This window comes from Bacillota bacterium (genome assembly GCA_040755295.1).
GTDB lineage: Bacteria > Bacillota > Desulfotomaculia > Desulfotomaculales > Ammonificaceae > SURF-55.
Map to the genome: position 1 here is coordinate 1 of JBFMBK010000025.1, position 24122 is coordinate 24122.

A 24122-nucleotide genomic window follows, 5' to 3' on the forward strand; every position below is an offset into this window, starting at 1 on the left:
TCGACTACCAGTACGAGCTCTGCTTCAAGTGCCACTCTTATTACAGCTACCGGACAAGCCCGCCTACGTGGCCCAGCCGCTCCCCGTGGTTGGAAACCGACCAGGCGAAGGAGTTCAGCCCGAACAATCCTGCATATCACTTGGTCGCGGGGGAAAGCGTGTATAGTAATTGGCGGTTTGATGACTTTAACGGCTCAGGATTCTACGGCAAGTTCACCGGTACGGATAGGAACGGAAACCCGTGGGCGTGGGACAGCCGTCTTTACTGTACCGACTGCCACGGCAGCGACAGCGCCAGCGTCCACGGACCGCACGGGTCCGGCTTTACTTCCATTTTAAAAGGGCCGTGGTTATACAGCGAGACCGACGAGTACTCGGGTACCGGCGGCACGTCGAATAACGCCGGCGACCACCTGTGTTACCTTTGCCACGACCAGACTTTTTACGACAGCGATACCGAAAAAGGAAGCGCGGCCTTACGCTCCAGATTTTACGGTAGTAACGGGGCGACCGCGTACAAGTTTAATTACCATACAGCACATAGTCATCTTGCCTGCGCCGCCTGCCACACTGCAATTCCGCACGGCTTCAGCAGGAGGAGTCTGTTAGTTACTACAGCGGAAGATGTGCGTTACAGCATTGCCAGCGTCTTAGTCTTTAGAAGCTTCCCTGACCCGGGCCAGTGGGACTGCAACAGTTGTGACGCTGGAGTACACTAAACAATTAATTGGCTTGTATGCCACCGCCATGCCGTCGCTGGTTCGCCGGAGGGGCCGCACGGTTCAGCGAACACTTCCATGTTGCGTGATACGTGGTCGCGTAGCTCTTCAGGCAAATCATCAGGTACCGGGGGTAGCGGTGACACGTCCGGGCATCTTTGCTTCGTGTGTCATGACTACAATTTTTATTCTGAGCATAATAATAAAAGTTGCTTCCCTGGATACGCGTTGAAGTTTTCAGGCACTATGGGCGGGACTTGGTACAAGAACCTTCATGGTGTACTTTACAACAGTTATGTTTGTGCCGTCTGCCACAGCGCGATCCCGCACGGCGGCAGCAGGAGGGGATTGCTGGTCACAACGTCGGATGCTTCCCAGTACTGCGCCGCCTCGAGAATCCTCAGCTTCTTCAGTATACCCGCACCAGGCAACTGGGCCACGGGAGGAAACTGTAATAGCAATTGCCACGGCATCTCCATGCACTAAAGCGTTTTAACGTTATCGGGAGTAAATTCTCAAATAGTGCCCGTTAGGACTTCGACTTAACCTGTTTTTTATACCTTATTCCGTCGGGTAGAAGCGGTCGATGGACCCGAGAGATATATACGTCACCATTGGCGTCCAATGCAAAGACAGCTTCCCAGCCCGCCTCCGGCACTTTAAAAACCTATACGGTCTGCCACAGCAGCCTCCCAGACATTTGTATCGAAACAATAAAGGAAAACCGGCTGTAAACGGAGAAATAACGATTGTCAGTCGGTTTTTTTATAATGTTTAACACCACAGGCACGGGGATATTTTTGTAAATGCAGCGTACCCTTAACACGCGAAAAAGGTCTTATGCCATTTCCATCGCATTGATTCTATTTGCCGTGGCACTCGCGCTCCTCGCCCCCGAAGAACAGACCCTGGGGCGGTATATCAGGCTTATTTATATCCACGCCGCGGTCACCTGGGTCGGCCTTTCGATGTTTGGGTTATCCGGAGTTTTCGCGTTCCTTTCCTTTTTCGCCGGGCTTAGGCCGGACAAGGCAAAGGGGCAGAATCTTAAGGATATATTGACCGACCTTTCCTCCGCCGGCCAGTCGACCGCAGTCCTGTTCTGGGCAGCCAGCGTAGCCCTGGGGTCGGTCGCGGCTTATCTCACCTGGGGCGGAAACTGGTGGATTGAGCCCCGGATAAAGCTTGCGGTGTTCATCCTTATCCTCGCTCTGTTTATTTACCAACTGAGGCAGATGACAGGAAAAAGCTCACTGCTTGCGGGGTTGAACTTCGGTCTGCCCCTCTCGATCCTGTTACTGCTGTCGGTTACCGGAAAGCTTGTTCACCCGCACAACGCCTTCGCGCAATCCGATTCGGTCCGGATGAAGCTGTTCGCCGCGCTTATCACGCTTCTATTCGTTTCTGCGGCGGCTAACTGCCTGTACCTGTTTTTTTCGCGGCAAAGACTCCGGAGGGTCTGAACGCGAAAATTTTATCCGGCGCCTTTGCCTTTTAAACCGGTTTGTGTTGACCCGGCAGGGTTTTAAAACTATACTACGTTCGGTGGCAATGTATATTTATCCGAACGTCGACTGCCGAACGGTTTATAATTTTAAGTGGTTTATGCGGCAACGGGGGCATCGGGCGACCGCTTCGGGTTCTCCGATGCTACGAAAGATAAACGACTACTTCTAAAGGTTGGATATCAACCGCGAGAAACAACTTTGACTAACGAGGAGAGATTTAGATGGTTGACAGGAAGAGCCAGACGCGTCTGCTGGTTGTTACGATTATCATACTTGGTATCGTCGGTTATATGATATACAACTCATCCACATCATCCTACGCCTACTTCAAAAAGGTGGGAGAAGTCAGCGCCGACCCCAACCTGATCGGCAAATCGATCAAAGTGGGCGGCAAGATAGTAAAGAATTCAATCGTCCAGACCGGGCGAAAGTATACCTTTAAAATCAGTGAGCAGGGCAAGCAGTTAACGGTTGTTTATTCGGGCCAGCTGCCTTCTACCTTCGGCGATGAGGTATACGCCATCGCGGAAGGCAAGCTCGTCTCCTCCGACACGCTTGAGGCCAAAAGCGTTATTACCCGGTGTCCCTCGAAATACGAATCCAAGAAGGCAGAGGTTGAGTAATTTATGCATATCCTTGGTTTAATCGCTCTCATTATCTCGGTCGCTTTGTCCCTTTGCGCCGCCTTTATGTTTTTCGCCGGTAACCAATCAAACAAGGGAGAGCTCCCGTACAAGGCGGCCAGCCGGCTCATGATCTGGCAGTTCCTTACCCTCACTCTTGCCGGTTTGGTTTTGTTGATCGCGTTTTTAACCGATGATTTCTCCTTCGCTTACGTCGCCGAGCACTCCGCGGCGCAAATGAGCTCTTTTTATAAAGCGTCCGCCTTCTGGGCCGGTCACGAGGGCTCGCTTCTTCTCTGGCTCTGGATGCTCTCGGGTTTTACATCAGTCCTGTCCCTGCTTAACCTTAAAACAACCGACCGGCTTAATTCACTCGCCCTGTACCTTTCAAATTTCGTTCAGCTCTTTCTGGCGATCACCATCATGGCCGCCACCAATCCGTTTGAGGCCGCGGGATACACCGCAACCGGCGCCGGGCTCAACCCGCTGCTGATGCACTGGGCGATGGTCGTCCACCCGCCTACCCTTTTCATGGGTTATGCCGGCCTTACCATCCCGTTCGCCTTCGCGATCGCCGCGCTGCTCGACAGAAACGCGTCGACGGACTGGATCAACAAGGCACGCGGTTGGATGCTTTTCGCCTGGCTTTTCCTTACCGTGGGCATATTCCTGGGCGCGGTCTGGGCCTACGTCGTTCTCGGCTGGGGCGGGTACTGGGGCTGGGACCCGGTGGAAAACGCGTCGATCCTGCCCTGGCTCGCCTGTACGGCGCTTCTGCACACCTTTACCATGTACCGCCGCAGGGGCGGCATGAAGCTGTGGGCGGTAGCCCTGGCTTCGTTTTCGTTCCTGATGTGCTTCATGGCCACGTTCATCACGCGTTCGGGCCTGATCCAGTCCGTACACGCGTTTCCCGATCTCCGTTGGGACCTTACACTTCTCTTCGGCGGCTTTATGTTCGCCGCCGCCGGGTTAACGGTTTACCTCATGAGAACAAGGAAAAAGGAGTTTGCGTCCGGAGAGTTCTTCAGCGATTTCCTTTCCAGACATTTTACCTATTATTTGAACAGTTTGTTGCTGGTGCTCTTTGCCCTGGTTATTCTGGGCGCCACGGTGATTCCGCCGTTTTTCCAGACCGTGCTCGGACCTGAGTTTTACAACCGGCTCGCGGGCCCCCTCGGGTTGGTTTACCTGTTGATAATAACCATTTGCCCGTTTCTCGGCTGGACTCAAACCGACCGCGGAAAACTGCTGAAGCAGCTTGCGCTTCCGTCTGCGGCCGCCGTGGTTGCGGCAATCGTTCTCTATCCCGCCTGGGGGGATAACATTATCGGCTTTTGCACCATAACGGCGTCGATTTTCGCCGTGACCGCCGTGCTGGAACTCTTTTATCTACTGGCAGGTACGAGGGCCAGGAACCATGGAACAGGTTATTTTACAGCGCTGGCAGGGCTCTTCAAGCACAACCGCAGCCAGGCCGCCGGGTATATGAGCCACCTGGGTATGGCGATCTTGATGTTCGGTATCGCAGGGTCCATGCTTTATGTACAGGAGATCCCGACCGTTATCACTCATCCGGATCAGGTTGTTCGGGTAGACAACTACAACCTGGTGTTTAAAGGAATGCGGGAGGAACAACGGCCCGGCGAGTATGTTTACAGCGGTGTCCTCCAAATGAGGGACCGCGAGAACGGGGATGAATTCGTTCGCGAATTAAAGCCGCAGTTCATATACCACGAGATCCAGGGACAGCAAACCACAAATGCGGCGATACACACCGAGGTGTTCCGCGACATCTTCGTCGTGTTTAACGGCATGGACCGATACGGCAACCTCTCCCTGGACATAAAGATCAACCCGCTGATTTCGTTTGTATGGGCCGGGAGTCTGATCCTGGTGCTCGGCACTTTGATTGCTATGTGGCCTAAAGCGACCGCAAGGGAAGAGTTCTGAGTTACGAGTTCGGCGTCCTCAATACAAAATGACAGAGCCGTTTTTATCAGGGTGGCAAAGGAAAGGCAAAGCCTATTATTATGAGCGCGGTCCCGGAAATCGAAGTAAAAAACCTCTCTAAATTCTTCGGAAAACGGAAGGTTCTCGACAGGGTATCGTTCAGCCTCGACAAAGGGGGTTTTATTTCTTTATTCGGGCCCAACGGCGCGGGGAAAACAACCCTTATTAAAATCATGTCCACGCTTATGGCGCCCAGCGAGGGAGAGATACGGCTGTCGGGTATGGACCCGCGAAAAGACTCGGCGGCGATCAGGGCAAAAATCGGGCTGATCTCGCACAACCCCTTGCTTTACATGGACCTCAGCGCCGAGGAAAACCTGAGGTTTTACGGCGACATGTACGGTGTCGAGGAACTCGATGCGCGGATCAACGACCTGCTCGACCGGGTGGAACTGACGCACCGGCGTTATGACCTGGTGCGGACCTTTTCCAAGGGCATGATTCAGCGTCTGGCGATAGCCCGCGCGCTTCTCCACATGCCGTCGGTTCTGTTTCTGGACGAACCGCACAACGGCCTGGACCCGAACGCCGTGGAGATTTTTGAGAATCTGCTGGACGGCATCAGGAAGGACCACACCTTTATCATGGTCACCCATAATATAGAACGCGGTCTGGAGCTTTGCTCCAAAGCCATGATCCTATATAACGGCCGGGTCGTCTTCCATCAGGACCGGGCAGGGTTTGATGCCGACACGTTTAAGGAGACTTACCGCAAGCACGTAAGAGGTGACGCCTAGTGTCCGCCGGCCGCCAAATTTTCGCCATTATCAGAAAAGACATAATCGCCGAACTGCGGACCAAAGAGATGGTCGTTTCCATGCTCCTATTCATCCTGCTGATCATGGTCGCTTTCAGGAGCGCGTTCGGCGAACTCGGCGACATTACGGAGTTCGCCGGCGGTTTGCTCTGGATCGCCTTCTTGTTTACATCGCTTTTGGGTTTGAACAGGTCCTTTGTTCACGAGAAGGACGAGGGCTGCCTGGAAGGCCTGCTTCTCTCGCCGGTTGACCGTCCGAATATCTTCCTGGGAAAGATGATTGGAAATCTTATTTTCCTTTCGATAGTGGAATTGCTGGCGATCCCCCTTTACATCACCCTGTTCAATCTTTCGATAAAGGGCTCGGTACCTTTATTCATCGCAGCGGTGCTGCTGAGCGATGTGGGGATATGCGCCATCGGGACGCTGCTTTCCACCATATCCATCAATACTAAGTTGAGGGACATGCTGCTGCCGCTTATCTTTCTGCCGGTCAGCTCCCCTTTGCTGATCGCCGCAGTGGTCGCCACGAACAAGATAATGAGCGGCGCGACAGGTCCGGAATTTGAACCCGCTCTAGACGCCATTAAGCTGCTGGCGGCTTATGATATAATATTTTTGCTATTAGCATACGCGCTTTATGATTTTGTTATAGGGGAGTGAAAAATGAAAAGGACCATAACCATATTACTGTTAACCGGCGGCGCTTTGCTGTTGACGGGACTGGCGCTCGCGTTCCTGGTTGCGCCGACGGCCGTCGGGCAAAAGGGTGTGGAGATTTTCAGCCAGAAGATATTCTACTTTCACGTCCCGGTTTCGGAGACATCCCTTCTGGCATTCATCCTCGGGGCGGTTTTCGGCGTGCTGTTTCTGGTTAAGAAAAGCCCGAAGTACGATTTCCTAAGCCTCGCAGCGGTGGAGGTCGGCTTTGTCTTCGGCCTGCTGGTTGAATGGACGGGCATTATCTGGACGCGAGCCGAGTGGGGCGTGTGGTGGACGTGGGAACCGAGGCTTACCTCCTTTTTCATTCTAATGCTCATGTATGCTGGGTATTTCGTCCTTAGATCCTCCATTAACGAGGAAAGCGCCAGGGCGCGGTTCAGCGCGGTCTATTCAATCGTTGCGGCGGTCAATGCACCTCTTACTTTTTTCGCTATAAGGCTTATCCCTTCGGTCCATCCCGTCGTCTTCGACAGCTCGGGCGCTCACATGGAACCCTCCATGCTTGCGGCCTTTCTCGTATCGATGTTCGGAATGCTCATCTTCTCGACGGCGCTCATACTGATACGATATCAGCTGCAAACCGCACGGGAGGAGCTTGACTATTTAAAGAATGAACTTTAGGCAAGAACTAACAAAAGAATAAAATATCTGAGACCGTGAAAAACAAGCATGACGCGAAAGGCAAAGCCGGACACAGTAAGGGGAAGTTTTGCAGCGGTCTCCCCTGGAGGTTGATGAAAATGGGGTTCAATGAAGCCCTGCCGTACGTGGTGGGAGCGTACATGGGCATCTGGGTGGTCCTTCTCGGTTATGTGACAGTGTTGAACAACAGGCTTTCAAAGGTTAAAAAAGAGCTGGGCGCGCTCAGTGAAGCTTTTGAAAAAAGAGGGAAGAAATAGGTTTAAGGCTTGCAGTCTAAAATATATTGCGAGTTGGAGTTAAGTCCTGAGTCCGGCATCGGGAATTAGAAACCGAAATAAGCGAGTTGCAGGAGTAAAAAGCCGGCCATAAAGCCGGCTTTCTCAATGTACAAGGAAATTATGCTTTTGCGTTATTTGCATAAGTGTGATTCTGACCGTATTTTGAAAAATAAAATAGTTTTCTTGGTTATCTTGGCGTCTTGGCGGTTAGAAAAGTCTTATTGGATAAGGCCCCGGCGCCATCCGCCGCGATTTCCTCGTAGGTCAGGTAGCAGCCCGGATCCTGAGCCCAGAAGTCACCGTAAACAGCCTCGGCCCTTGCCCGGAAGTTGCCGTTGCATATCTCCAGCCAACGACATGCGGCACACCGTCCCTTCAGCAACGTCTTGCGGTTTTTCATTTGTTTCAACAGCGGCTGCGTCTCATCGTCCCAGATTTCACCGAACTCCTTTTCGCGTATATTACCGAGAACGTGGCCGCGCGTAAACTGATCCGGATAAACGTTGCCGAACCAGTCCACCGCTCCGATCCGGCTGCCGCTGCGGTTGCCGCCGGTCTGTTTGAGCCAGTTGTATACCTCTCCGGCCCGTTCCGGCGCAATCTGTTTTACCTTGAGGTAAATAAAGACCGCATCGGCATGGTTGTCCACCGTCAGGATCTCTTTCTTCAGACCCCGCTCGCAAAAATCTATCGTCCGGTTGATAATCAACTCCACCAGGGAGCGCTTCGCTGCCGGGTCGAGGTCCTGGTCGCGCAGGTTTACGCCCCGCCCAACGGAAACAAGATGGTAGAAACAAACCCGGTTTATCTCTTCCTTTTCAACAAGGTCAAAAATAGCCGGGACATCCCGGTAGTTATCCCGGGTGATGGTGAACCGAAGGCCTACCCTCTGCCCCGCCTCCACGCAGTTCCGGATCCCTTCAAGCGCCATTTTAAACGCTCCTGGAACGGCGCGCATCCGGTCGTTGAGTTCCTCAAGACCGTCGAGACTGATGCCCACGTAACCCACACCGGCTTCCTTAATCCGCCGTGCGACTTCTAAAGAAATCAGTGTCCCGTTAGTTGATATGACCGGACGGATGCCGTAAGCCCGCGTGTAATTGACAAGCTCGAAGAAATCGGGACGCGTGAGCGGTTCTCCGCCGGAAAAAAGCAGCACCGGCGCTTTTGCACGGGCCAACCCGTCGATGAAGCGCTTGGCCTCCTCGGTCGAGAGTTCGCCTTCGGCCGGTCCGGCTGTGGCGTTGGCGTAACAGTGCCTACACCGTAAATTACAGGCCCGCGTCGAGTTCCAGACCGTAACCGGCCCGGGATGCGCACCCGGCACGTGATAACGTAAAGCGTCCCCACCTTCTTTTTGCCCGGAAACCATCTTAGAAATACTTAACAAAGCCAAACCTCCTTATATTTAACGCCAAATTATCTTTAGCCCGATAAAGACATCGAAAGAATTCTTTTCATTTAATACTGTCACAATACGCCGGACGTGGTGTTACAAATACCGCCTTGTCGGTGAGTAGTTATGACAGGTCACTTTTTTATACCATTTGCCAAAATATTAGTCAAGATTAAAGTAAACCGGATAATTGAGGCACTGGAACGGCTACATACTTTTAACGCCCTTTACGCTAATTGGAAAAGTATAGTCCTCCGAACGACTTGTAAGTTTAAAAAGCCAACAGAAACGATTTTATACTCAGGAATGAATTTTTTCATGTTGAGGAAGGAATTCATATCCGCTCCGTAGAATAAATTGCGATTAAGGTCGACGAAAATCCCGAACCGGAAGGAGGTGAATACGTGAAGCGCTTTTCCCAGCAGCGGCGTAGAGGCGTATCACCTGGTATAATTTTCGCGGTCCTGCTAGTTACCTTAATGATGCTACTCCTGGCCGGGTGCGGAGAGAAAGAACCGGCAACTGCGGATCACGGCCCAGGAACAACCGCATCGACTACGGGCGCCAGTGAGTGTGCAAAATGCCACATGCCTGAAGTCGCTACCTGGCAGGTTTCCTCCCACAGCCAGATCGACTGTAAAAAGTGCCATACAGATGCGAATGCCGCGGAGATGACGGTGGCTCCAAGCGGTGCGGTCGCGATTAAAGAGAAGGTGCCCGGCGACACCTGTAAGGCGTGCCACTCGGTAAACAGGGTTTTCTCGCTTCCCGGTGATTTAATCGTACCGCACGAACGTCACGATAAGGCGCGTGTCGGTTGCACCGACTGCCACAACACCGTCGTTCATTACGGTATCACCGAACGCAATGTGTTGGCCCGTCAAGACTTTAGTGACCCCAACAAATGGGACAAAGACCTGGCAGAAAAGATTGCTCAAGTACCGTTCGAGCGTCCTACCATGTGGCAGTGTTTAGACTGCCACCAGAAGGCCAAGGTTGACACCCCGTGTAAGGATTGTCATACGGTTTACACCAGCCTGCCGTCGCACGAACAAGCCGCTTGGCTGTCTATCCACGGCCGTGAAGGCAGGAAGGACGTCCAGGGCTGCGCTCATTGCCACGCCTCCAAGGAAGTCGGGCCGAAATCGATAGACTCCGGCACCGGCGATTCAATCATCGATTTCGAGCGCGCCAATTCATACTGCTACAACTGCCATAAGGAGCGGCCGGCGTTCCATGGCCAGGACTTCATGTCCCAGCACGCTTCTTCGGCCAAGACCAAAGGCTTGTTGAACTGCTTTGCTTGCCACAGCAAGAAACAGCCTACAAGCACGGCAAACATCACACAGGTTTACTGTAACCAGTGTCACTGGTTTCAGGATGTAAAGTCGCCTACGGCAACTCAGGCGGCGGCCAAGCCGACAGACAATTAGCATTAAAATAAGTTTTATTATCTAGAAGGGGACACCAGAGTTGTGTCCCCTTCTGTTTTGTTCTGCTCTGAGCATACCCTACCGGCAAGGCTCATATCATTTTAGGGAAGGAGGGGTTAAATTGCGCAAGAGTAAAGATCTTATCGGTATGCCCGTCGTCAGTCTGGAAGAAGGTATAAAGGTCGGCAGGGTAACCGGTCTGGTAATCGACCCGGAGGAAAAGGCGGTAACCGCGCTTGTTGTTGAAAAGGGCGGTCTCTTACGGGAACAGAAATTCGTTCCCTTCCCGCAGGTTCACAGCGTAGGCGCCAACGCCGTAACGCTTAATAAGAGCCAGAGCGCTACCAAAGGAACCAGTCTGCCGGAAATATTACGTCTGTTCAAAGAAAAAATATCTATAATCGGTTCAAAGGTCGTAGCCGAAAACGGTACGGTCTTTGGCAACGTGGTTGAATACCGTCTGGATACGTCTACCGGGATGATTACCACCATCGAAATCGCCCCGACGAAACACTCTGCTTTGCTGCAAGGGGTCAAGATGCTTGACAGTACCCTTATTCGAACCATCGGCAAGGAGATCGTCGTGGTGGGAGACGCGACAGAAAAATGCCTCACCACGGTGGAAGAGGGATTAAAAGACCGCGCCAGCCACAGTTGGGAAGAAGTAAAGGATATGGGTCAGAGGCTCGGGCAAACCATAGGCACGAAAGTAAAAAGCCTCCGCCGTCCCGGCGAAAGCGATAAACAACCCGTTGAAACGATAGAAGCCGCTAACAGCATACCCGAGATAAGCTGTCAATCGAATAACTTGGATACCGATAAGTCCTCGTGAACCCTGATTATGACTTCCCCCAAGAGCGGCGCTACCGACACGACCGTTATTTTGTCAAGCATTTTTTCCGGTGCGAGCGGTATGGTATTGGTCACTAGGATTTCCTTAATCGCCGGTGTGGCCAAACGCTCTACTGCCTTACCGGAAAAAACAGGGTGCGTGCAAAGAACATAGACCTCTCGGGCCCCCCATTCAAGGAGCGCCGTCGCTCCCTTGGTAATCGTCCCGGCGGTATCGATGATATCGTCGACCATTATCGCTGTCTTGCCCCGGACGGGACCGATAATCTCCATCACTTCCGACACGTTGGGTTCGGGCCGGCGTTTATCAATAACCGCCAACGGCACCCCCATGAGTTTTGCCACTTCCCGAGCCCTGACCACTCCGCCGACATCCGGCGCGACCACTACGACATCGTCCAATCCCCGGGCAATAAGGTGTTGGGCCAACAAGGGTCCGGCTGGAAGGTGGTCGACCGGAATGTCGAAAAAACCCTGAATCTGCCCCGCATGAAGATCTATCGTAAGCACCCGCCGCGCACCCGCCGCTGTGACCAGATTCGCTATTAGCTTCGCCGTGATCGGCTCCCGCCCGCGCGTTTTGCGGTCCTGACGGGCATAACCATAATACGGAATGACCGCTGTAATGCGCCGGGCGGACGCACGCCTCAACGCATCAATCATGATTAACAACTCCATCAGATTCTCATTCACCGGCCAACAAGTAGGCTGGATTACGAAAACGTCCGCTCCCCGGACATGGTCGTTAACCCGTATCCAGATCTCCCCGTCGGAAAACTGACCAACCGCCGAATCCCCCAGAGGCACGCCCAGGTACTGACATATTTCTTCCGCCAGCATTGGGTTTGCGTTGCCGGTGAAAATGCACATGTTTTTATAGCGGGAAAGCATTTTATCCTATTACCTCTTTCTCGGAAGTGTCATACACGGAACAACATCGGCATCATTACGCCAAAAGGAATTCACGGTGCAGTATTTCTCGCAATCCCGTTCCTAATCCCCGCGGCACGCGCCATATGGTGCCTCGGTATCGGGTTAATTCTTCTTTTGTATATCCCCTTCACCAAGGGCCTTTTTATCCCTTTTCTTTCCTCGCTCCGGAAGGTTTGTCTGCCGTGCGCGGGCTATTCCGAGAGCTTGAGGGGGCACTTCCTTAGTTATTGTCGACCCCGCACCGATGTAAGCGCCTTTCCCCACCCGCACCGGGGCGACAAAATTGGTATTGGAACCTACGAAAACATCGTCCTCGATCACCGTCGGCCATTTCTTCCGACCGTCATAGTTACAGGTGATGGTTCCCGCGCCGATATTCACATTGCGGCCTATCTCGGCGTCACCGATGTAGCTGAGGTGCGGCACTTTACTGCCTTTACCGATTACGGACTTCTTCACTTCAACAAAGTCCCCGATTTTCGCTCCCGGACCGATTACACTCTCCGGCCTGATATAAGCAAAAGGACCGATCTTAACTCCGCTTTCCACCACCGAGCCGGTAATAACCGAGTTTTGAACCGTTACATCATCACCCAGGCGGGAATCCGTGATCCTCACCCAGGGACCGATCCGACCGTCTTCGCCGATTATTGTGTTTCCCTCCAGGAAAGTAAAAGGATAGATTATGGTATCCCGGCCTACCTCGACACCCGGATCTATATAGGTCACCGCAGGGTCTAAAACCGTAACTCCGTCATCCATTAAGGCATCCACTACCCGGTGGCGGATAATTCGTTCCGCAGCCGCCAGTTGCTTCCGATCATTCACCCCGGAAAACTCCCCCGGATCGCCGCCTTCCCATGAATGGACAAATGCACCCTGCTCCCACAACAATTGGACGGCATCCGGCAGGTAGTATTCCTTTTGTGCGTTAACCGGCGATATTTCTCTAATTACGTCGAAAATACCGAAATTGAAGCAGTAAATCCCTGTATTAATCTCTTCGACTGCTAGTTCTACTTGATTGGCATCACGGTGCTCTACAATCCTCTGGACCCTGCCGGCAGAATCCCGGATCACCCGGCCGTAACCGGATGGATCGGGTGATTTCACCGTAAGCACCGTTGCGTCAGCCTGTTTATTTTGCTGGTGCGCTGCATAAAAATCCCGGAGGGTCTCCGTGCGTATCAGCGGCGTATCCCCCGGTAAAACCATTATGTTTCCGGTATATCCTTCCAGAGCACTCTCGGTTTTAAGAAGTGCGTGTGCCGTTCCTAACTGCTCCTCTTGTATTACCACCTCTGCCCGCCCGGCTACCGCCTCGGTGACCGCCGGCGCGCCATAGCCCGCAACCACTATAACCTTTTCGGCACCCGCTCCAACTACCGCCTCCAACACAAACCTCAACATCGGGTGGCCGGCCACCCTGTGTAAAACCTTGGGTATTCTCGATTTCATGCGCGTTCCTTTACCTGCCGCAAGGATCACCGCTGCTAAAGCCACTTCCGAACCCGTCACCTCGTTTTGCTATTGCACCTATACCTCGAATTATTCAACAAGGAAACTAAATTTCCCTTTTCGTTCCGTACATTAAAATTAAAAACCCTTTCTCCGCACAATCTATAAATTAAAAAAGGAGCCGTCAGCTCCTTTCTATATATTACTCTTCAATCGCTTGGTTAAAAGCTTGCAATACGGCATCCTCAAGTAGTTTTCGCGCTTCCGTTGTTATAGGATGCGCTACGTCCCGGAAGTCGCCGTTGGGTACCCGCCTACTGGGCATAGCTACAAATAGACCGGATTTCCCTTCAACCACCTTAATATCATGAACGACAAAAGCATTATCAAAAGTTACGGACACGATAGCCTTCATTTTTCCTTCGTTTAATATCTTGCGGATTTTAACGTCGGTAATCTGCATTTCTTAACACCCCTTGTGCTTCTTTTAACCAAATTTTTCGCTAAAAAACTGAATAATCCTCCAAGGAAGCAACAAAATACAATATTTTTTATTATTCCTCGACCACGGTAGAATCCACTCAACCGGGAATATATTGTGTTTGCACCTTGCCAAATAGTCAGACTTTGTTTATTATCTGTGGAAGAAAGGTGAGAACATGAACCTGAACTGGTTAAAAACCTTCGTTATAGTAGCCGAAACCTCCTCCTTTTCCAGGACTGCGAGGGAATTGAACCTAACCCAGCCGGCTGTTTCCAAACATATTGCGGCACTCGAGTCCCTTTACGGAATCACACTCATTGATCGCTCACGCCGTACCGTAACCCTGACCGAAGCCGGTACCGCATTACTCCCCCTTGCTGTTGAAACCCTTGCTATAATTGCGAAGGCCGCCCGGGAGATGGACGCCCTGAACAAAACGATTAAAGGCGCCCTCATCATCGGCGCCAGCACCATTCCAGGAGAATACTTGCTTCCAAAAATCATCCGGCGTTTTCAAAAGTTCTATCCACAGATAGGCATCAGCTTGGAAATTGCCGATACGGGTGTCATCCTTAGGAGGGTTTTGGAAGGAAATCTATACCTTGGGGCCGTCGGCGCCTTTAAGCCCACCCCGGGTCTTGAGGCGATCGCATTTGCAGACGACGAGCTTGTCCTTATTATTCCGGTCGACCATCCGCTCGCTCGCCAAAAGGTGATTTCCACCGCTGATTTAGTCAACCGGGAGGTTGTCTGGCGGGAAAGCGATTCCGGCACCCGTTTTGTAATCGAAGAAAAATTGCGTTCAATAGATATTAACCCCGAAAACCTTCGGATTGTAGCCGAAATGGGAAGTACCGAGGCGGTGCTTTCTTCGGTAGAAGCCGGTATGGGGTTATCCTTTGTTTCCCGGTGGGCCGCCGAGGCCCATCAGAAAAACGGACGACTTGTGATGTCTCGCATTAAAGGATTGTCCCTGAACCGCACCCTCTATTTAATCTACGCTAAAGGTCGTTTTCTCTCCAGACCGGTAACGGCTTTCATCGATTTTATCATCAAGCAACCGGAGCTTTTCGCGAAGGATTTATAGATTCCCCCGTCTTACGCAGCATCTATCATCATATTTCCCAGACCCTTTCCCCTACTTTTTTCCCCATATACCTTTATCGGGCAGTCCCGGCATAACATTCGGGAATACCGGCTTTACCGCGGCAATCGGCTCGAAAAGCCCGTTTGACAAACGGTTATCCGGCTGATATCCTAATTTAGGTGGTTTTTATATTATTTAATTGAGTCTTTCAGCTCCTTGTCGTTCATATAAGAGGAGGGTTATCATGCCGGTCTTTGAATTTCGTTGTCTAAAATGCGGTAAGGTTTTTGAAAAGCTGTTCAGGGATTCCAAGGAAGAGGTTGCCGTTCAATGTCCGGACTGCCATGCGGAGTCTTTTGAACGGGTAATCAGCAAGACCAACTACCTGATGGGAACCGGAAAAGGTAAAAAGCCGAAGCTCACGACCAAGTCGTGCAGCCCGGGCAGCAGTTGCAGTACTTTAGAAATACCCGGAGCGGGTGATTGAAGATAAATGGAAAAGATACCGCTGTTTAGAGAGTCGATAATAAGGGTTAAGTGCCCTTTTTGCGGCGCCGCCATTGAAAGGCCGAAGGAAGTGGAAACCGGGGCATCGGGACAGATGCCTATCGGATGCTGTCAGGACTGCGGGGCCGTGTATGCGTACGACGCGACGGGACACAACCTGGGGGCGGCTTTTGTTGAAGCCCTTGTGTTCGCCAGCAACAGCGACTGGGACCTTGCGTGGAGCCTGCTGCCCGAAGAGGATTACCAGCAAAAAGTGGTGGAAAAGTACGATATCGAGACGCAGTGCATCGTCCCGGGCGGCGTTCACGAAGGCAGGCGCGTGGCGGGCGCTTTGTACTTTGTCCGGCTGCAGGAGGACGTTCAGGAGGTAACGCGGGAAGGGTTGCAGGAAAAACTGGAGCGCGCCGCGGCCGTTTTTTCCGGACCGGTTGAAGAGGAGTATGAGGAGAAGCATTACAGTAAAAAAGATGTAGAGGACATGGTGCGGGCCTATCAGATTAAGCCTATCCTTCAAGCTGCCAGGCATGACAAAAAGATAGTCAGGCACCTGCAGCGTCTTCTCTGCACAAACGACGAGCTTCTCAGGTTCAGGGCGATCGATATTCTGGGTAAGGCATCCGTTGCCGCAGCCGCAACAGACCCGGCGACGGTTGTCGCCCTCCTTCAGGGATTGTTTTATCCGTTCACATACTCAAACGCGTCAAACTGGGGCGCCATTGAAGCGATAGGAGAGATTATCGCCAGCATACCCACGCTTTTCGCAGGCTACATCGGCAGGGTGGTCCAGTTTTTGGATGACGAACAACTCCGGCCCAGGGCCTTATGGGCGCTCGGAAGGATTGCACAGGTGAGACCGGACCTTTTGCGCAAGACAACCAGCCGCGTCCTGCCTTTTGTCAACAGCGCCGACCCTGAAACCAGGGGTTACGCGGTGTGGTTCCTTGCCAACATGAGAACGCCCGAAGCGCGTCAGAGTCTCATGGAGGTCCAGGGCGGCAGCGAGGAAATAAGCATATATGAAGAAGGTATAATCACAAAGACAACGGTCGGCGAGCTGGTGGCGAAGGTCTTGCAGTAACGGCCGGGAGCTTTCATGAATTAGCAATAGACCTGTACGGATGTGACAAAAAAGCGGGGTTATCCAATAACCTCGCTTTTTTATAATCTCTACGTTAAACTACCCTAATCCAGTTTCTCGTTAATCAACTCTTCAATAGGAGTCCTCAGAGATTTGGAAATGGATACAAGTATGGACGCGCGGTCCATATCGCTTTGACCGGCCGTCGTTAATAAGTCCTTCGACATCTTGTAAAGGTTTGCATAAACCAGGTCAAGGTTGAACGTCGGGTATGCTTCCCCTTTCTTAAACCCCGATTTCCAGCATATCTGAACCTTGCCGTGACTGGCCACCGGAATGCCGTAAATCCGGCAGGTGATCGGCCGGAAGGGATACAAGGCGCATTCATCATTGTCATTTAAAAGGGGACATCTTATTCTTTCCCTCGCCATGGTCTCGTTCTGTAGTTGTGGGTTATCCTTGCATTCGGCCAGCCTTTGCTGCATCTGCTGTAAATCCTCATCCGCCTTGTCCGTCCGCTTTAGGATTTCTTCCTTTTCAGCCAGGGGAAGATTATTGAAGTGGTGATTGATGTAGGCGTATTCGACAAGAAAAAGGCCGAATACGGCGTGGCAGCAGTCTGAGCATTGAAGCCGGCATTTGATGCAGTCGCCGCATTCCTGTTCTATCTTTTTAAAGATCTTGTCGGCACTGGAAGCCATCTCATCGTATTCTTCCAAAACTCGTGTAAGCATCTATTCCGTCCTTTACCCTAAGCGGCTGCTGCAAAACGGCGCCTGGTCTTCGTCAGACTCGCTGTCCGGTACTCACGTACATCCGTGTACGCTCCATTCCGGCCAGCTTCGTCTTCCTCGACATGCTTGTTTTTCGCAGCCTCTGGGAAATTTACTAAGTTTAGCTGCAGAAAGCCGTTAAGTTAATTTTCTATCAATTTATTTGTTTTGAAACGTTCTTCTTAACGATGTTGTTCTAATTCTTTCAGGAAATCAGGGTGAACCGCAAACCCAAGACCGGCGGCGTGGTCGGCGTGCGCGATCGCCTTGGCAAAATCACCGTTATGGTAATAGGCGCACGCAAGGTTGTTGTGCCCCAGACCGAAATCGGGAGCGATCTCAACCAGTTTTTCACCCGCTTCTATCGCCTTTTGAACATCGTCCTTTTGAAGATAGGCGCTCGCCAGATTACTCCATGCCTGGGCCATCTCCGGGTTAAGCTCTATAGCCTTTTCAAGCGCCGCAACGGCTTCTTCGGTCCTTGCCATTTGCAGGTAGGCAAACCCGAGGTTGGTATATCCCCGCGCGTATCGCGGCTCCACCTCGACCGCTTTCTGGTTATAGTGAACCACCATTTCCAGGTCGCCCTTCGTGAAGTAGATATAGCCCAAATTCACGTAGGCCTCAAACATCCTGGCGCTGTTCTCGACGGAATCTTTGAAGCATTCGAGGGCTTCGTCAAGCTTACCCTCTTGCATGAGCGCAACCCCCATGTTGTAAGAAGCGGTCGCACATTCGGGGTTGCTCTTTAAAGCCTCTTTTTGTTCCTGAATAAAGACTTCGGCATCTTTTAACACATCCAAGCTTCTCCACACCTTCCTAAAAAACAACTTCCCGGCACCTGCAGAGAACGGATTACCAAAGTGCATTAATAAGCGCCGCCCCAATTTCCTGTGGTTAGCGTCGGTCAGGATATCCAGGAGAATTCTTTGTCCCCCTCCGGCATGACAGTTTGCGCCTGCGGCCTTATTTAGCTGTTTCCAGAATTATTGCCGGAAATTCTCATCCTTACATTTTTCGAATAAATCTAGAAGACACCCCCTGCAAATTAAGAAAGAGGCTGCCTCCATGACGGGGGCAGCCTCTGCATACTCCTCAGGATGGATCTAGTCGAGATCCGGAGTATCCGATGTGATACCCTTCCCCGGAATGCCGTACATGGTCGAACTGCCCGTAGAGAAATAAATCAGGGCGCCGTCGTTAATAAGCTCCGTGCATACCTTCTTTGTTTCTCTTGGTTTCATGTCCGGAAATTTCGCCTTTACAGCCTTTTCGATGTCGCTGAAATAGACCTTCGACTTCTTCAACCCGTTCATGTACGCAAGGATTGCGTCCTTCACCTCTTGCATTAATCACATCTCCTTATAATTGGGCAGTTATACCCCATCCGCCGCCTTGGACACCGCCCACGCGGAATCCGTGAACTTAAACTGCGTGCTTGTACGGTAAGTGTCGTAGGCAAGACGGTAGTCGTCGATCAGGTGCTCTGTAAACGGCAGGCCGGTTGCTTCGAAGAATTTCTCCCAGCCGATCCGCTCCGCCCAGTCGCCAAGCCGCTCGTACTTCATTGCGCCCTTGGCATAGGCCTCGACGATCTTCTTGATGTTCGCGGTGACTTCGGGGAACCGCGGGAAGTTGTTCGGGCAGAAAGGAACAACCACCTTGGAGAACTTGGGCGCGCTGATCCGGTTGGAAAGCTTCCCGCCGGCGAGTATGACGACACCGTCACCGGTCTTGTCCGAAAGCGGCAGCGCCGGGCACATGGTGTAGCAGTTGCCGCAGAACATGCAGCGGTCCTCTTTGATCTTAACCGTCTTTTTCCCGTCCTCAGTGGTGGCGGGAGAAATAGCCGCCAGCGGGCACGCCGTGACCACGAGCGGGATCTCACACATCTTGCTCAGGAACTGGTGGTCGATAGCAGGCGGTTTGCGGTGGTAGCCCAGGCAGGCGATGTCCGAACAGTGGACGGCGCCGCACATGTTTAGACAGCAGGCCATCGAAACCCTAACCTTGGCCGGCAGGGTCATCCCGGTGAAGTAATCAAAAAGATCATCCATGATCGCCTTAACCATGGACGAGGCGTCCGTCGCCGGGGTGTGGCAGTGGATATAACCCTGGGTGTGGACGACGTTGGTGATACCCGCGCCGGTGCCGCCGATCGGGAACTTGTAACTCCCGCCCTGCATCTTCCTGCTCATAAGGTCGGCCTTAAGGGCCGCGAGTTTCGACTCGTCGGTGCACAGGAACTCGATGTTGTTGCGGGTGGTGAAGCGGAGGTAACCGTCGCAGTACTTATCCGCGATATCACACGCCTCACGCATGAGCTCCACGCTCATCAGGCGCATCGCGCCCACGCGAACCGTAAATATCTTATCGCCCGATTCGGCAACGTGAACCATAACACCGGGCTCGAGAATATCGTGGTAGGCCCACTTCCCGTAGTTCTTCTGGATCACCGGCGGGAAGTACTGCCAGAAATGCCGGGGACCGATATCCGTTATACGGTTTTCCCGCGGTTTTTCGGGGTTGTAAATACCAAATTTATCTTGGGATAATGCCATCTTTTAACGCCCTCCTATCTCGCATGTCTTGATCTGTAATCGTCGATATCCCGCTTGTGGCCGCCGGGAACATCCGCCGGATCCCAGAAGACGTACGGGTTTGCCCGGGGCGTTACAACCATGTGCGGCGCTGCCGGCAAACCGATCGCCTTGAGGAACGTCGGGAGGCCTTTGCGCTGGATGAGCTCGCCCAGACGCTCGCGGTTCTTGCCCTCTTCCATCCAGAAGTCCCAGGTCTTTTCGATGACTCCTTTGACGTTGTCATACGGCGCTTCGGTCCTCATGAAGGGAACAAGCAGCGTCGCCATTTGCGCGCCTTCGAGAATCGGCGCCTTGGCGCCGAACAGCATCATGACACCCTTGTCTTTTCCGGGCTTCAAAGCCCGCGGCATGGTGTTGATGCAGTGCATGCACCGTACGCACTCGCCGTTGTTAATGACCAGCTTGTCGCCGTCCATCTTCATGCACTTGGTCGGACAGCGGTCGATGACCTCCGCCTGAATATCGAACTTACCCCAGTTCCTGCCGGCGTGAGCACCCGCATTGGGCGCGAACTTGCCCGACACATAGCCCTTTACGGCGTCCTGGTCGATCTGGATATCGTCGCACCAGGTGCCGATGATGGCGATGTCGGAACGAGCGATGGACGCCACGCAGCAGTTCGGGCAGCCGTCAAACTTAATCTTGAACTTGTAAGGGAACGCCGGGCGGTGCAGCTCGTCCTGGTAGGTCATGGTAATGTCGTAACACATATCCTGGGTGTCGTAGCAGGCGAACTCGCAACGCGCTCTGCCGAGGCAGCAGGACGGCGTCCGCAGGTTCGAGCCCGAACCGCCGATGTCCTGGTCCATATGATGCGCCGCTTCCTGGAAGATAGGCTCGAGCTGCTCGGTGATGGTGCCGAGGAAAACGATGTCGCCGGTGGAACCGTGCAGGTTGAAAAGACCGCTGCCCCGGAACTCCCAAAGGTCGCATAGGGCGCGGAGGAAATCGGTGTCGTAAAACTTACTCATAGTCTGATTAAGACGAATGGTGTGAAAGTGGGCTACCCCTGGGAACTGTTCCGGCAGGTCGGAGTATCTGCCGATAACGCCGCCGCCATACCCGCTGACGCCGACGATGCCGCCGTGTTTCCAGTGGGTCTCGCCGTGTATTAAGGACACCTCGAGCTGGCCGAGCAGGTCCTCTACCGCTTCAGAGGCCATCAACATCCGACCCTGGCCGAGTTTCTTTCTATGGAGGGCTTCGCGTTTGGCGTCGCTTACGAAGCTGGGCCACGGCCCTGATTCAAGCTGATCGCAGATGGGAATGGAGTGTTTTATCTTAAAATTCTTTAACTCTTCCTCCGTGTAGTTATTAAGTTCAGCGTCGCTGTAAATGCGGAGCTCTTGATAGTCCAATTTCTTCTGTGGGGATTTTGGCTCAAAAGCCATATAATGACTCCTCCTTTTGTTGAGTTTGGTTCCAGTAAAAACACCAAACAAAAACCGGTTCGGCAAGCACCTCCTTCCAAAGCCTGATCCAGGCTCTTACCAGACCTGTGTATGTAAGAACACTCAGTGAAGCTCATTATTTAATAAACCGAATAATGAGTAAATATGTAGGCTGCGTATTACTCAGGTTTCCGAGCGCTTGTTCTTATCCGTACAAATCGTTCGAAAGTTAATAATAATCATAATATAAACCAGAGAAGCTTGTCAATCATCTGAAGAAATAATATACAGCGCAAACGGTATCTGAGAGGCCGTTATAAAACGACACCCGGCTATTTCAGAAGTCAGACGCCGGAAGTCGGAAGTCGGAAAATTCAAAGCAAAATTCACATAGCGAATCTCTTCACAGGTTTCGACCCTTCTCATCCTGCATCCGACATCCGTTTTCGGCCTCTGCACTCAAAGCGGTAACTGGACCACAATTTATACAGGTAACTCAGATGCCGATACAACCCCTGGGTTTTCCAATCCTTTGTTGAATGCTGGGTAATTTTGACCACCTAAAGCGTTTGGTTGTAAACCTAACGACTTATTTGGTTATGCAACAATCTTACACGCCCTGTGTAAAATTAGACTAATTGTGCTGAAATCTTATGAAAAAATTTCTTAGTTATATGACAGTCGTATTCCTATAGATAAAATAATCCATTTGAGTTATCTGAATTAGTAAGACGGAAAACGAGACATCGCGCTGCCGATAAACAAAGTTCTTTCTTGTGTTCCCTTGGCAGAAAAACCCTAACCCCCACCCCTGAACCAAACCATCCCGGCGCAAGGTTTTCCCAATACCGGAATTCCCCCGCCCCGAGAGCGGGACTATTCTTTGACAAAAAACAAAACAACCTCAGCCCTTAAGTTTGTAGCCCCAAACACCGGCGGACCTTCCGGCTCCCACAAGCACTCCGTCGGCTTCCAGTTCTTTAATCAATTTACCTGCCTCCTGCCTGCTCAAACCCGCTCCTTTTTGGATCTCGGCCGCGGTGGCTACACCCTTCTCGCTCCCCGTAAAGTTCTTAAGAAACTCGATGATCTTCTGCTTTCCCTCTTCACTCATTTCCTTTAACCTCCTAATACAGGAATAATATATTTTAATGAGTAGTTTATATACCATTCGTTTGGAAAGTCAATAGTTAAAAAATTCACTAATTCTTCAGAACGGCCTTAACGAGCTCAAGATCTGAAGGTTTATCCACGTCAACCCCTATTTCGGAGCTTGATGAAACCACGACCCTGCCGCGCAGACCAAGAAGGTGACACACCCTCTTTTCCGCTTGTCGGAGCGATAACCGCCCCAACAAAAAACGGCAAAGAAAACACGGGCCGACAACCAGCGCGAGCCGAAACGGTTTTTTTCGCAGACGAACGAAATCCCCGGCCCGGTCCAGACACTTTCCGAGAGCTTTGGGATCGACCAATCCGATGTTTCCTCCCGTAAAGCATCCTTCACGGAAACGAACGTAGGTGCGCTTCACCCCCGGAAAGGTTTTTTCAACCTCTTCCCGCGGGATAACCGGATAAAAAACATCGACCTGGCTGTCTTTACATAACTCAAGGAAGTCCAGTACCGCCTCCGGGGTCAACAGAGGGATGTCGGACGTAACGACCAGAACCCGCGGAGCAGCAGAGAGCGCGTCCAGACCGGCTGCCAGATTTTCCAGCAGACCTTCGCGGGGCGGTAAGAACAGAATACGGTCCGAGGTAAACGCGTTTCCCAACGCTTCCGGACCGACGACTACAATCCTTTCAACCGCAGGTGTCGCAAGCAGCGCTTCGATTACATGGGCGGCCAGAGGGCGCCCATTCAGGTCGATTAAGGCTTCAAAAGCGGCAGGAGAAACCTCCTTCAGCCGCCCGGCGTTCGGGGCACCCGCCAGGACCAACGCCGGAATCATCATCGCTCCTTCAGCCCGTTTAAAAGGCTGCTCTCGGCGTTCTCGATGTGCTCCCGCGCCAATTGCGCGGCCAGTTCGCTGTTCCGTTCCGATATCGCTTCTACAATTTTTTTATGCTCTTCCACCGCTTCCCTTGTCCTTCCCGGGCGTGAAAGGGTGGTCATCCTGAACCTTTGCAACTGGTCCTGCAGGTGGGTAATGATTTGCAACAGCCAGGCGTTCCTGCTCGCCCGGTAAATGATATCATGAAAGCGGGTGTCTCTGTCCACAACGGCGCCGATGTCACGACTGTCGCTCACCTCAGTAATTTCGACAAGTGAACGTTCCAAGTTTTCAAGCTCTTCGTCGGTAATCCTTTCCGCCGCAAGCCCGGCGGCCAAAGCCTCCAGTGCCGCCCTGACCTCGAAAACGTCCGCGATATCTTTAACGCTGATTCCGGCCACGTAGGCGCCGCGCCGGGGAAGCATCACCACCAGCCCTTCCAACTCCAGTTTACGAATCGCCTCCCGCACCGGCGTCCTGCTTACGCCAAGCTCTTCCGCCAACTGCACCTCCATAATCCTTTCGCCGGGCTTCATAACTCCTTTGATTATGGCCTCGCGCAGCGATTCAAAAACAACTTCGCGCAGGGGCTTGTAAGAATCGAGTTTTACCGGGAGCAGACGTTGCCTTTCCATGAAAAACCTCCTATCTCAATGTTTTAGGATCATACTTTAAAAAGCTCGTTGTTTCACATTTTTAAAATATTTCTTGGGTGGTCTACCCACTTGTTCGCTCCCTGCTTACCTATCACGCCTCACTGGGTCTTTGCCCTAACATTCCTTCGTACAGCATAATGGGAGCGGGTGGGGCACCGTTACTTCGAAACAGGGTCATGCCCTAATGGAGGGTATCCGGTTTCCCCCACCCAAG

General features: G+C 52.2%; 26 protein-coding genes. 13 read left to right on the top strand and 13 right to left on the bottom strand.

Annotated elements, in window-relative coordinates:
- Window positions 1-719, top strand: a 719-nt coding sequence (locus tag AB1500_12645) for a hypothetical protein (protein ID MEW6183999.1), incomplete at its 5' end; no start/stop codon positions are given.
- A gap of 293 nt (window positions 720-1012) precedes the next feature.
- Here the strand turns inward: AB1500_12645 and AB1500_12650 are convergent.
- On the bottom strand, window positions 1013-1180 hold the full coding sequence (locus tag AB1500_12650; GenBank protein ID MEW6184000.1) for a hypothetical protein: 168 nt from the start codon (window positions 1178-1180) through the stop codon (window positions 1013-1015).
- A gap of 345 nt (window positions 1181-1525) precedes the next feature.
- On the opposite strand from AB1500_12650, the gene AB1500_12655 reads away from it, so the two are divergent.
- From AB1500_12655 to AB1500_12685, 7 genes are all read left to right on the top strand, one after another.
- Window positions 1526-2182 (top strand): hypothetical protein, encoded by a 657-nt coding sequence (locus tag AB1500_12655; GenBank protein ID MEW6184001.1) that lies wholly within the window; start codon window positions 1526-1528, stop codon window positions 2180-2182.
- Between the two features lie 266 nt (window positions 2183-2448).
- Window positions 2449-2850, top strand: a complete 402-nt coding sequence (locus AB1500_12660; protein MEW6184002.1) for a cytochrome c maturation protein CcmE — start codon at window positions 2449-2451, stop codon at window positions 2848-2850.
- 3 nt (window positions 2851-2853) lie between these two features.
- Window positions 2854-4803, top strand: a complete 1950-nt coding sequence (locus AB1500_12665; GenBank protein MEW6184003.1) for a cytochrome c-type biogenesis CcmF C-terminal domain-containing protein — start codon at window positions 2854-2856, stop codon at window positions 4801-4803.
- An 80-nt stretch (window positions 4804-4883) separates the two neighbouring features.
- Window positions 4884-5600: an ABC transporter ATP-binding protein gene (locus tag AB1500_12670; GenBank protein ID MEW6184004.1), complete on the top strand. Its 717-nt coding sequence runs from the start codon at window positions 4884-4886 to the stop codon at window positions 5598-5600.
- Complete coding sequence (locus AB1500_12675; protein MEW6184005.1) at window positions 5600-6283, top strand: heme exporter protein CcmB; 684 nt, start codon at window positions 5600-5602, stop codon at window positions 6281-6283. Before AB1500_12670 ends, AB1500_12675 begins: the two co-directional genes overlap by 1 nt.
- A 3-nt stretch (window positions 6284-6286) precedes the next feature.
- On the top strand, window positions 6287-6964 hold the full coding sequence (locus AB1500_12680; GenBank protein ID MEW6184006.1) for a cytochrome c biogenesis protein: 678 nt from the start codon (window positions 6287-6289) through the stop codon (window positions 6962-6964).
- A gap of 119 nt (window positions 6965-7083) precedes the next feature.
- On the top strand, window positions 7084-7242 hold the full coding sequence (locus AB1500_12685) for a CcmD family protein (protein MEW6184007.1): 159 nt from the start codon (window positions 7084-7086) through the stop codon (window positions 7240-7242).
- A 208-nt stretch (window positions 7243-7450) separates the two neighbouring features.
- Here the strand turns inward: AB1500_12685 and AB1500_12690 are convergent, their stop codons facing one another.
- Window positions 7451-8653 (bottom strand): radical SAM protein, encoded by a 1203-nt coding sequence (locus AB1500_12690; GenBank protein MEW6184008.1) that lies wholly within the window; start codon window positions 8651-8653, stop codon window positions 7451-7453.
- 410 nt (window positions 8654-9063) lie between these two features.
- Between AB1500_12690 and AB1500_12695 the strand changes: the two genes are divergently transcribed.
- Window positions 9064-10092 carry a multiheme c-type cytochrome gene (locus AB1500_12695; GenBank protein MEW6184009.1) on the top strand — a complete coding sequence of 343 codons (1029 nt, stop codon included), beginning with the start codon at window positions 9064-9066 and terminating at the stop codon, window positions 10090-10092.
- Between the two features lie 121 nt (window positions 10093-10213).
- The gene (locus tag AB1500_12700; protein MEW6184010.1) at window positions 10214-10924 is read left to right on the top strand and encodes a PRC-barrel domain-containing protein; all 711 of its coding nucleotides are present in this window, start codon (window positions 10214-10216) and stop codon (window positions 10922-10924) included.
- Here the strand turns inward: AB1500_12700 and AB1500_12705 are convergent.
- From AB1500_12705 to spoVG, 3 genes are all read right to left on the bottom strand, one after another.
- Window positions 10888-11835, bottom strand: a complete 948-nt coding sequence (locus tag AB1500_12705; protein MEW6184011.1) for a ribose-phosphate pyrophosphokinase — start codon at window positions 11833-11835, stop codon at window positions 10888-10890. The genes AB1500_12700 and AB1500_12705 overlap by 37 nt on opposite strands.
- Before the next feature lie 144 nt (window positions 11836-11979).
- On the bottom strand, window positions 11980-13380 hold the full coding sequence (glmU, locus tag AB1500_12710; protein ID MEW6184012.1) for a bifunctional UDP-N-acetylglucosamine diphosphorylase/glucosamine-1-phosphate N-acetyltransferase GlmU: 1401 nt from the start codon (window positions 13378-13380) through the stop codon (window positions 11980-11982).
- A gap of 157 nt (window positions 13381-13537) precedes the next feature.
- Window positions 13538-13798 (bottom strand): septation regulator SpoVG, encoded by a 261-nt coding sequence (gene spoVG, locus AB1500_12715; protein ID MEW6184013.1) that lies wholly within the window; start codon window positions 13796-13798, stop codon window positions 13538-13540.
- Between the two features lie 196 nt (window positions 13799-13994).
- Here spoVG and AB1500_12720 point away from each other — a divergent pair, with 196 nt between their 5' ends.
- The 3 genes from AB1500_12720 to AB1500_12730 all read left to right on the top strand — a co-directional run bounded on the left by AB1500_12720 (window position 13995) and on the right by AB1500_12730 (window position 16491).
- Window positions 13995-14906: a selenium metabolism-associated LysR family transcriptional regulator gene (locus AB1500_12720; GenBank protein ID MEW6184014.1), complete on the top strand. Its 912-nt coding sequence runs from the start codon at window positions 13995-13997 to the stop codon at window positions 14904-14906.
- Between the two features lie 244 nt (window positions 14907-15150).
- On the top strand, window positions 15151-15393 hold the full coding sequence (locus AB1500_12725; protein MEW6184015.1) for a zinc ribbon domain-containing protein: 243 nt from the start codon (window positions 15151-15153) through the stop codon (window positions 15391-15393).
- A 6-nt stretch (window positions 15394-15399) separates the two neighbouring features.
- A complete protein-coding gene (locus AB1500_12730; protein MEW6184016.1) occupies window positions 15400-16491 on the top strand; it encodes a DVU0298 family protein in 1092 nt (363 codons plus the stop codon).
- 104 nt (window positions 16492-16595) lie between these two features.
- Here the strand turns inward: AB1500_12730 and AB1500_12735 are convergent, their stop codons facing one another.
- The 8 genes from AB1500_12735 to AB1500_12770 all read right to left on the bottom strand — a co-directional run bounded on the left by AB1500_12735 (window position 16596) and on the right by AB1500_12770 (window position 23887).
- Window positions 16596-17225, bottom strand: a complete 630-nt coding sequence (locus AB1500_12735) for a hypothetical protein (GenBank protein MEW6184017.1) — start codon at window positions 17223-17225, stop codon at window positions 16596-16598.
- 221 nt (window positions 17226-17446) lie between these two features.
- Window positions 17447-18061: a tetratricopeptide repeat protein gene (locus tag AB1500_12740; protein ID MEW6184018.1), complete on the bottom strand. Its 615-nt coding sequence runs from the start codon at window positions 18059-18061 to the stop codon at window positions 17447-17449.
- 309 nt (window positions 18062-18370) lie between these two features.
- Window positions 18371-18613, bottom strand: coding sequence for a dissimilatory sulfite reductase D family protein (locus AB1500_12745; GenBank protein MEW6184019.1), 243 nt, complete (start codon window positions 18611-18613; stop codon window positions 18371-18373).
- A gap of 27 nt (window positions 18614-18640) precedes the next feature.
- Window positions 18641-19825 carry a dissimilatory-type sulfite reductase subunit beta gene (gene dsrB / locus AB1500_12750; protein MEW6184020.1) on the bottom strand — a complete coding sequence of 395 codons (1185 nt, stop codon included), beginning with the start codon at window positions 19823-19825 and terminating at the stop codon, window positions 18641-18643.
- Window positions 19826-19839: 14 nt separating this feature from the next.
- Window positions 19840-21258, bottom strand: coding sequence for a dissimilatory-type sulfite reductase subunit alpha (gene dsrA, locus AB1500_12755; protein MEW6184021.1), 1419 nt, complete (start codon window positions 21256-21258; stop codon window positions 19840-19842).
- A 904-nt stretch (window positions 21259-22162) separates the two neighbouring features.
- Complete coding sequence (locus AB1500_12760; GenBank protein MEW6184022.1) at window positions 22163-22372, bottom strand: triose-phosphate isomerase; 210 nt, start codon at window positions 22370-22372, stop codon at window positions 22163-22165.
- 88 nt (window positions 22373-22460) lie between these two features.
- Window positions 22461-23213: a nucleotidyltransferase family protein gene (locus AB1500_12765; GenBank protein ID MEW6184023.1), complete on the bottom strand. Its 753-nt coding sequence runs from the start codon at window positions 23211-23213 to the stop codon at window positions 22461-22463.
- Window positions 23210-23887: a GntR family transcriptional regulator gene (locus AB1500_12770; GenBank protein ID MEW6184024.1), complete on the bottom strand. Its 678-nt coding sequence runs from the start codon at window positions 23885-23887 to the stop codon at window positions 23210-23212. The genes AB1500_12765 and AB1500_12770 overlap by 4 nt, the downstream gene beginning before the upstream one ends.
- Window positions 23888-24122 lie beyond the last annotated feature (235 nt).

Coding starts and splice junctions, on each gene's coding strand:
- AB1500_12655 (MEW6184001.1), top strand. CDS start 1,526: ATGCAGCGTACCCTTAACACGCGAAAAAGGTCTTATGCCATTTCCATC.
- AB1500_12660 (MEW6184002.1), top strand. CDS start 2,449: ATGGTTGACAGGAAGAGCCAGACGCGTCTGCTGGTTGTTACGATTATC.
- AB1500_12665 (MEW6184003.1), top strand. CDS start 2,854: ATGCATATCCTTGGTTTAATCGCTCTCATTATCTCGGTCGCTTTGTCC.
- AB1500_12670 (MEW6184004.1), top strand. CDS start 4,884: ATGAGCGCGGTCCCGGAAATCGAAGTAAAAAACCTCTCTAAATTCTTC.
- AB1500_12680 (MEW6184006.1), top strand. CDS start 6,287: ATGAAAAGGACCATAACCATATTACTGTTAACCGGCGGCGCTTTGCTG.
- AB1500_12685 (MEW6184007.1), top strand. CDS start 7,084: ATGGGGTTCAATGAAGCCCTGCCGTACGTGGTGGGAGCGTACATGGGC.
- AB1500_12705 (MEW6184011.1), bottom strand. CDS start 11,835: ATGCTTTCCCGCTATAAAAACATGTGCATTTTCACCGGCAACGCAAAC.
- spoVG (MEW6184013.1), bottom strand. CDS start 13,798: ATGCAGATTACCGACGTTAAAATCCGCAAGATATTAAACGAAGGAAAA.
- AB1500_12720 (MEW6184014.1), top strand. CDS start 13,995: ATGAACCTGAACTGGTTAAAAACCTTCGTTATAGTAGCCGAAACCTCC.
- AB1500_12725 (MEW6184015.1), top strand. CDS start 15,151: ATGCCGGTCTTTGAATTTCGTTGTCTAAAATGCGGTAAGGTTTTTGAA.
- AB1500_12730 (MEW6184016.1), top strand. CDS start 15,400: ATGGAAAAGATACCGCTGTTTAGAGAGTCGATAATAAGGGTTAAGTGC.
- AB1500_12735 (MEW6184017.1), bottom strand. CDS start 17,225: ATGCTTACACGAGTTTTGGAAGAATACGATGAGATGGCTTCCAGTGCC.
- AB1500_12745 (MEW6184019.1), bottom strand. CDS start 18,613: ATGCAAGAGGTGAAGGACGCAATCCTTGCGTACATGAACGGGTTGAAG.
- dsrB (MEW6184020.1), bottom strand. CDS start 19,825: ATGGCATTATCCCAAGATAAATTTGGTATTTACAACCCCGAAAAACCG.
- dsrA (MEW6184021.1), bottom strand. CDS start 21,258: ATGGCTTTTGAGCCAAAATCCCCACAGAAGAAATTGGACTATCAAGAG.
- AB1500_12760 (MEW6184022.1), bottom strand. CDS start 22,372: ATGAGTGAAGAGGGAAAGCAGAAGATCATCGAGTTTCTTAAGAACTTT.
- AB1500_12765 (MEW6184023.1), bottom strand. CDS start 23,213: ATGATGATTCCGGCGTTGGTCCTGGCGGGTGCCCCGAACGCCGGGCGG.
- AB1500_12770 (MEW6184024.1), bottom strand. CDS start 23,887: ATGGAAAGGCAACGTCTGCTCCCGGTAAAACTCGATTCTTACAAGCCC.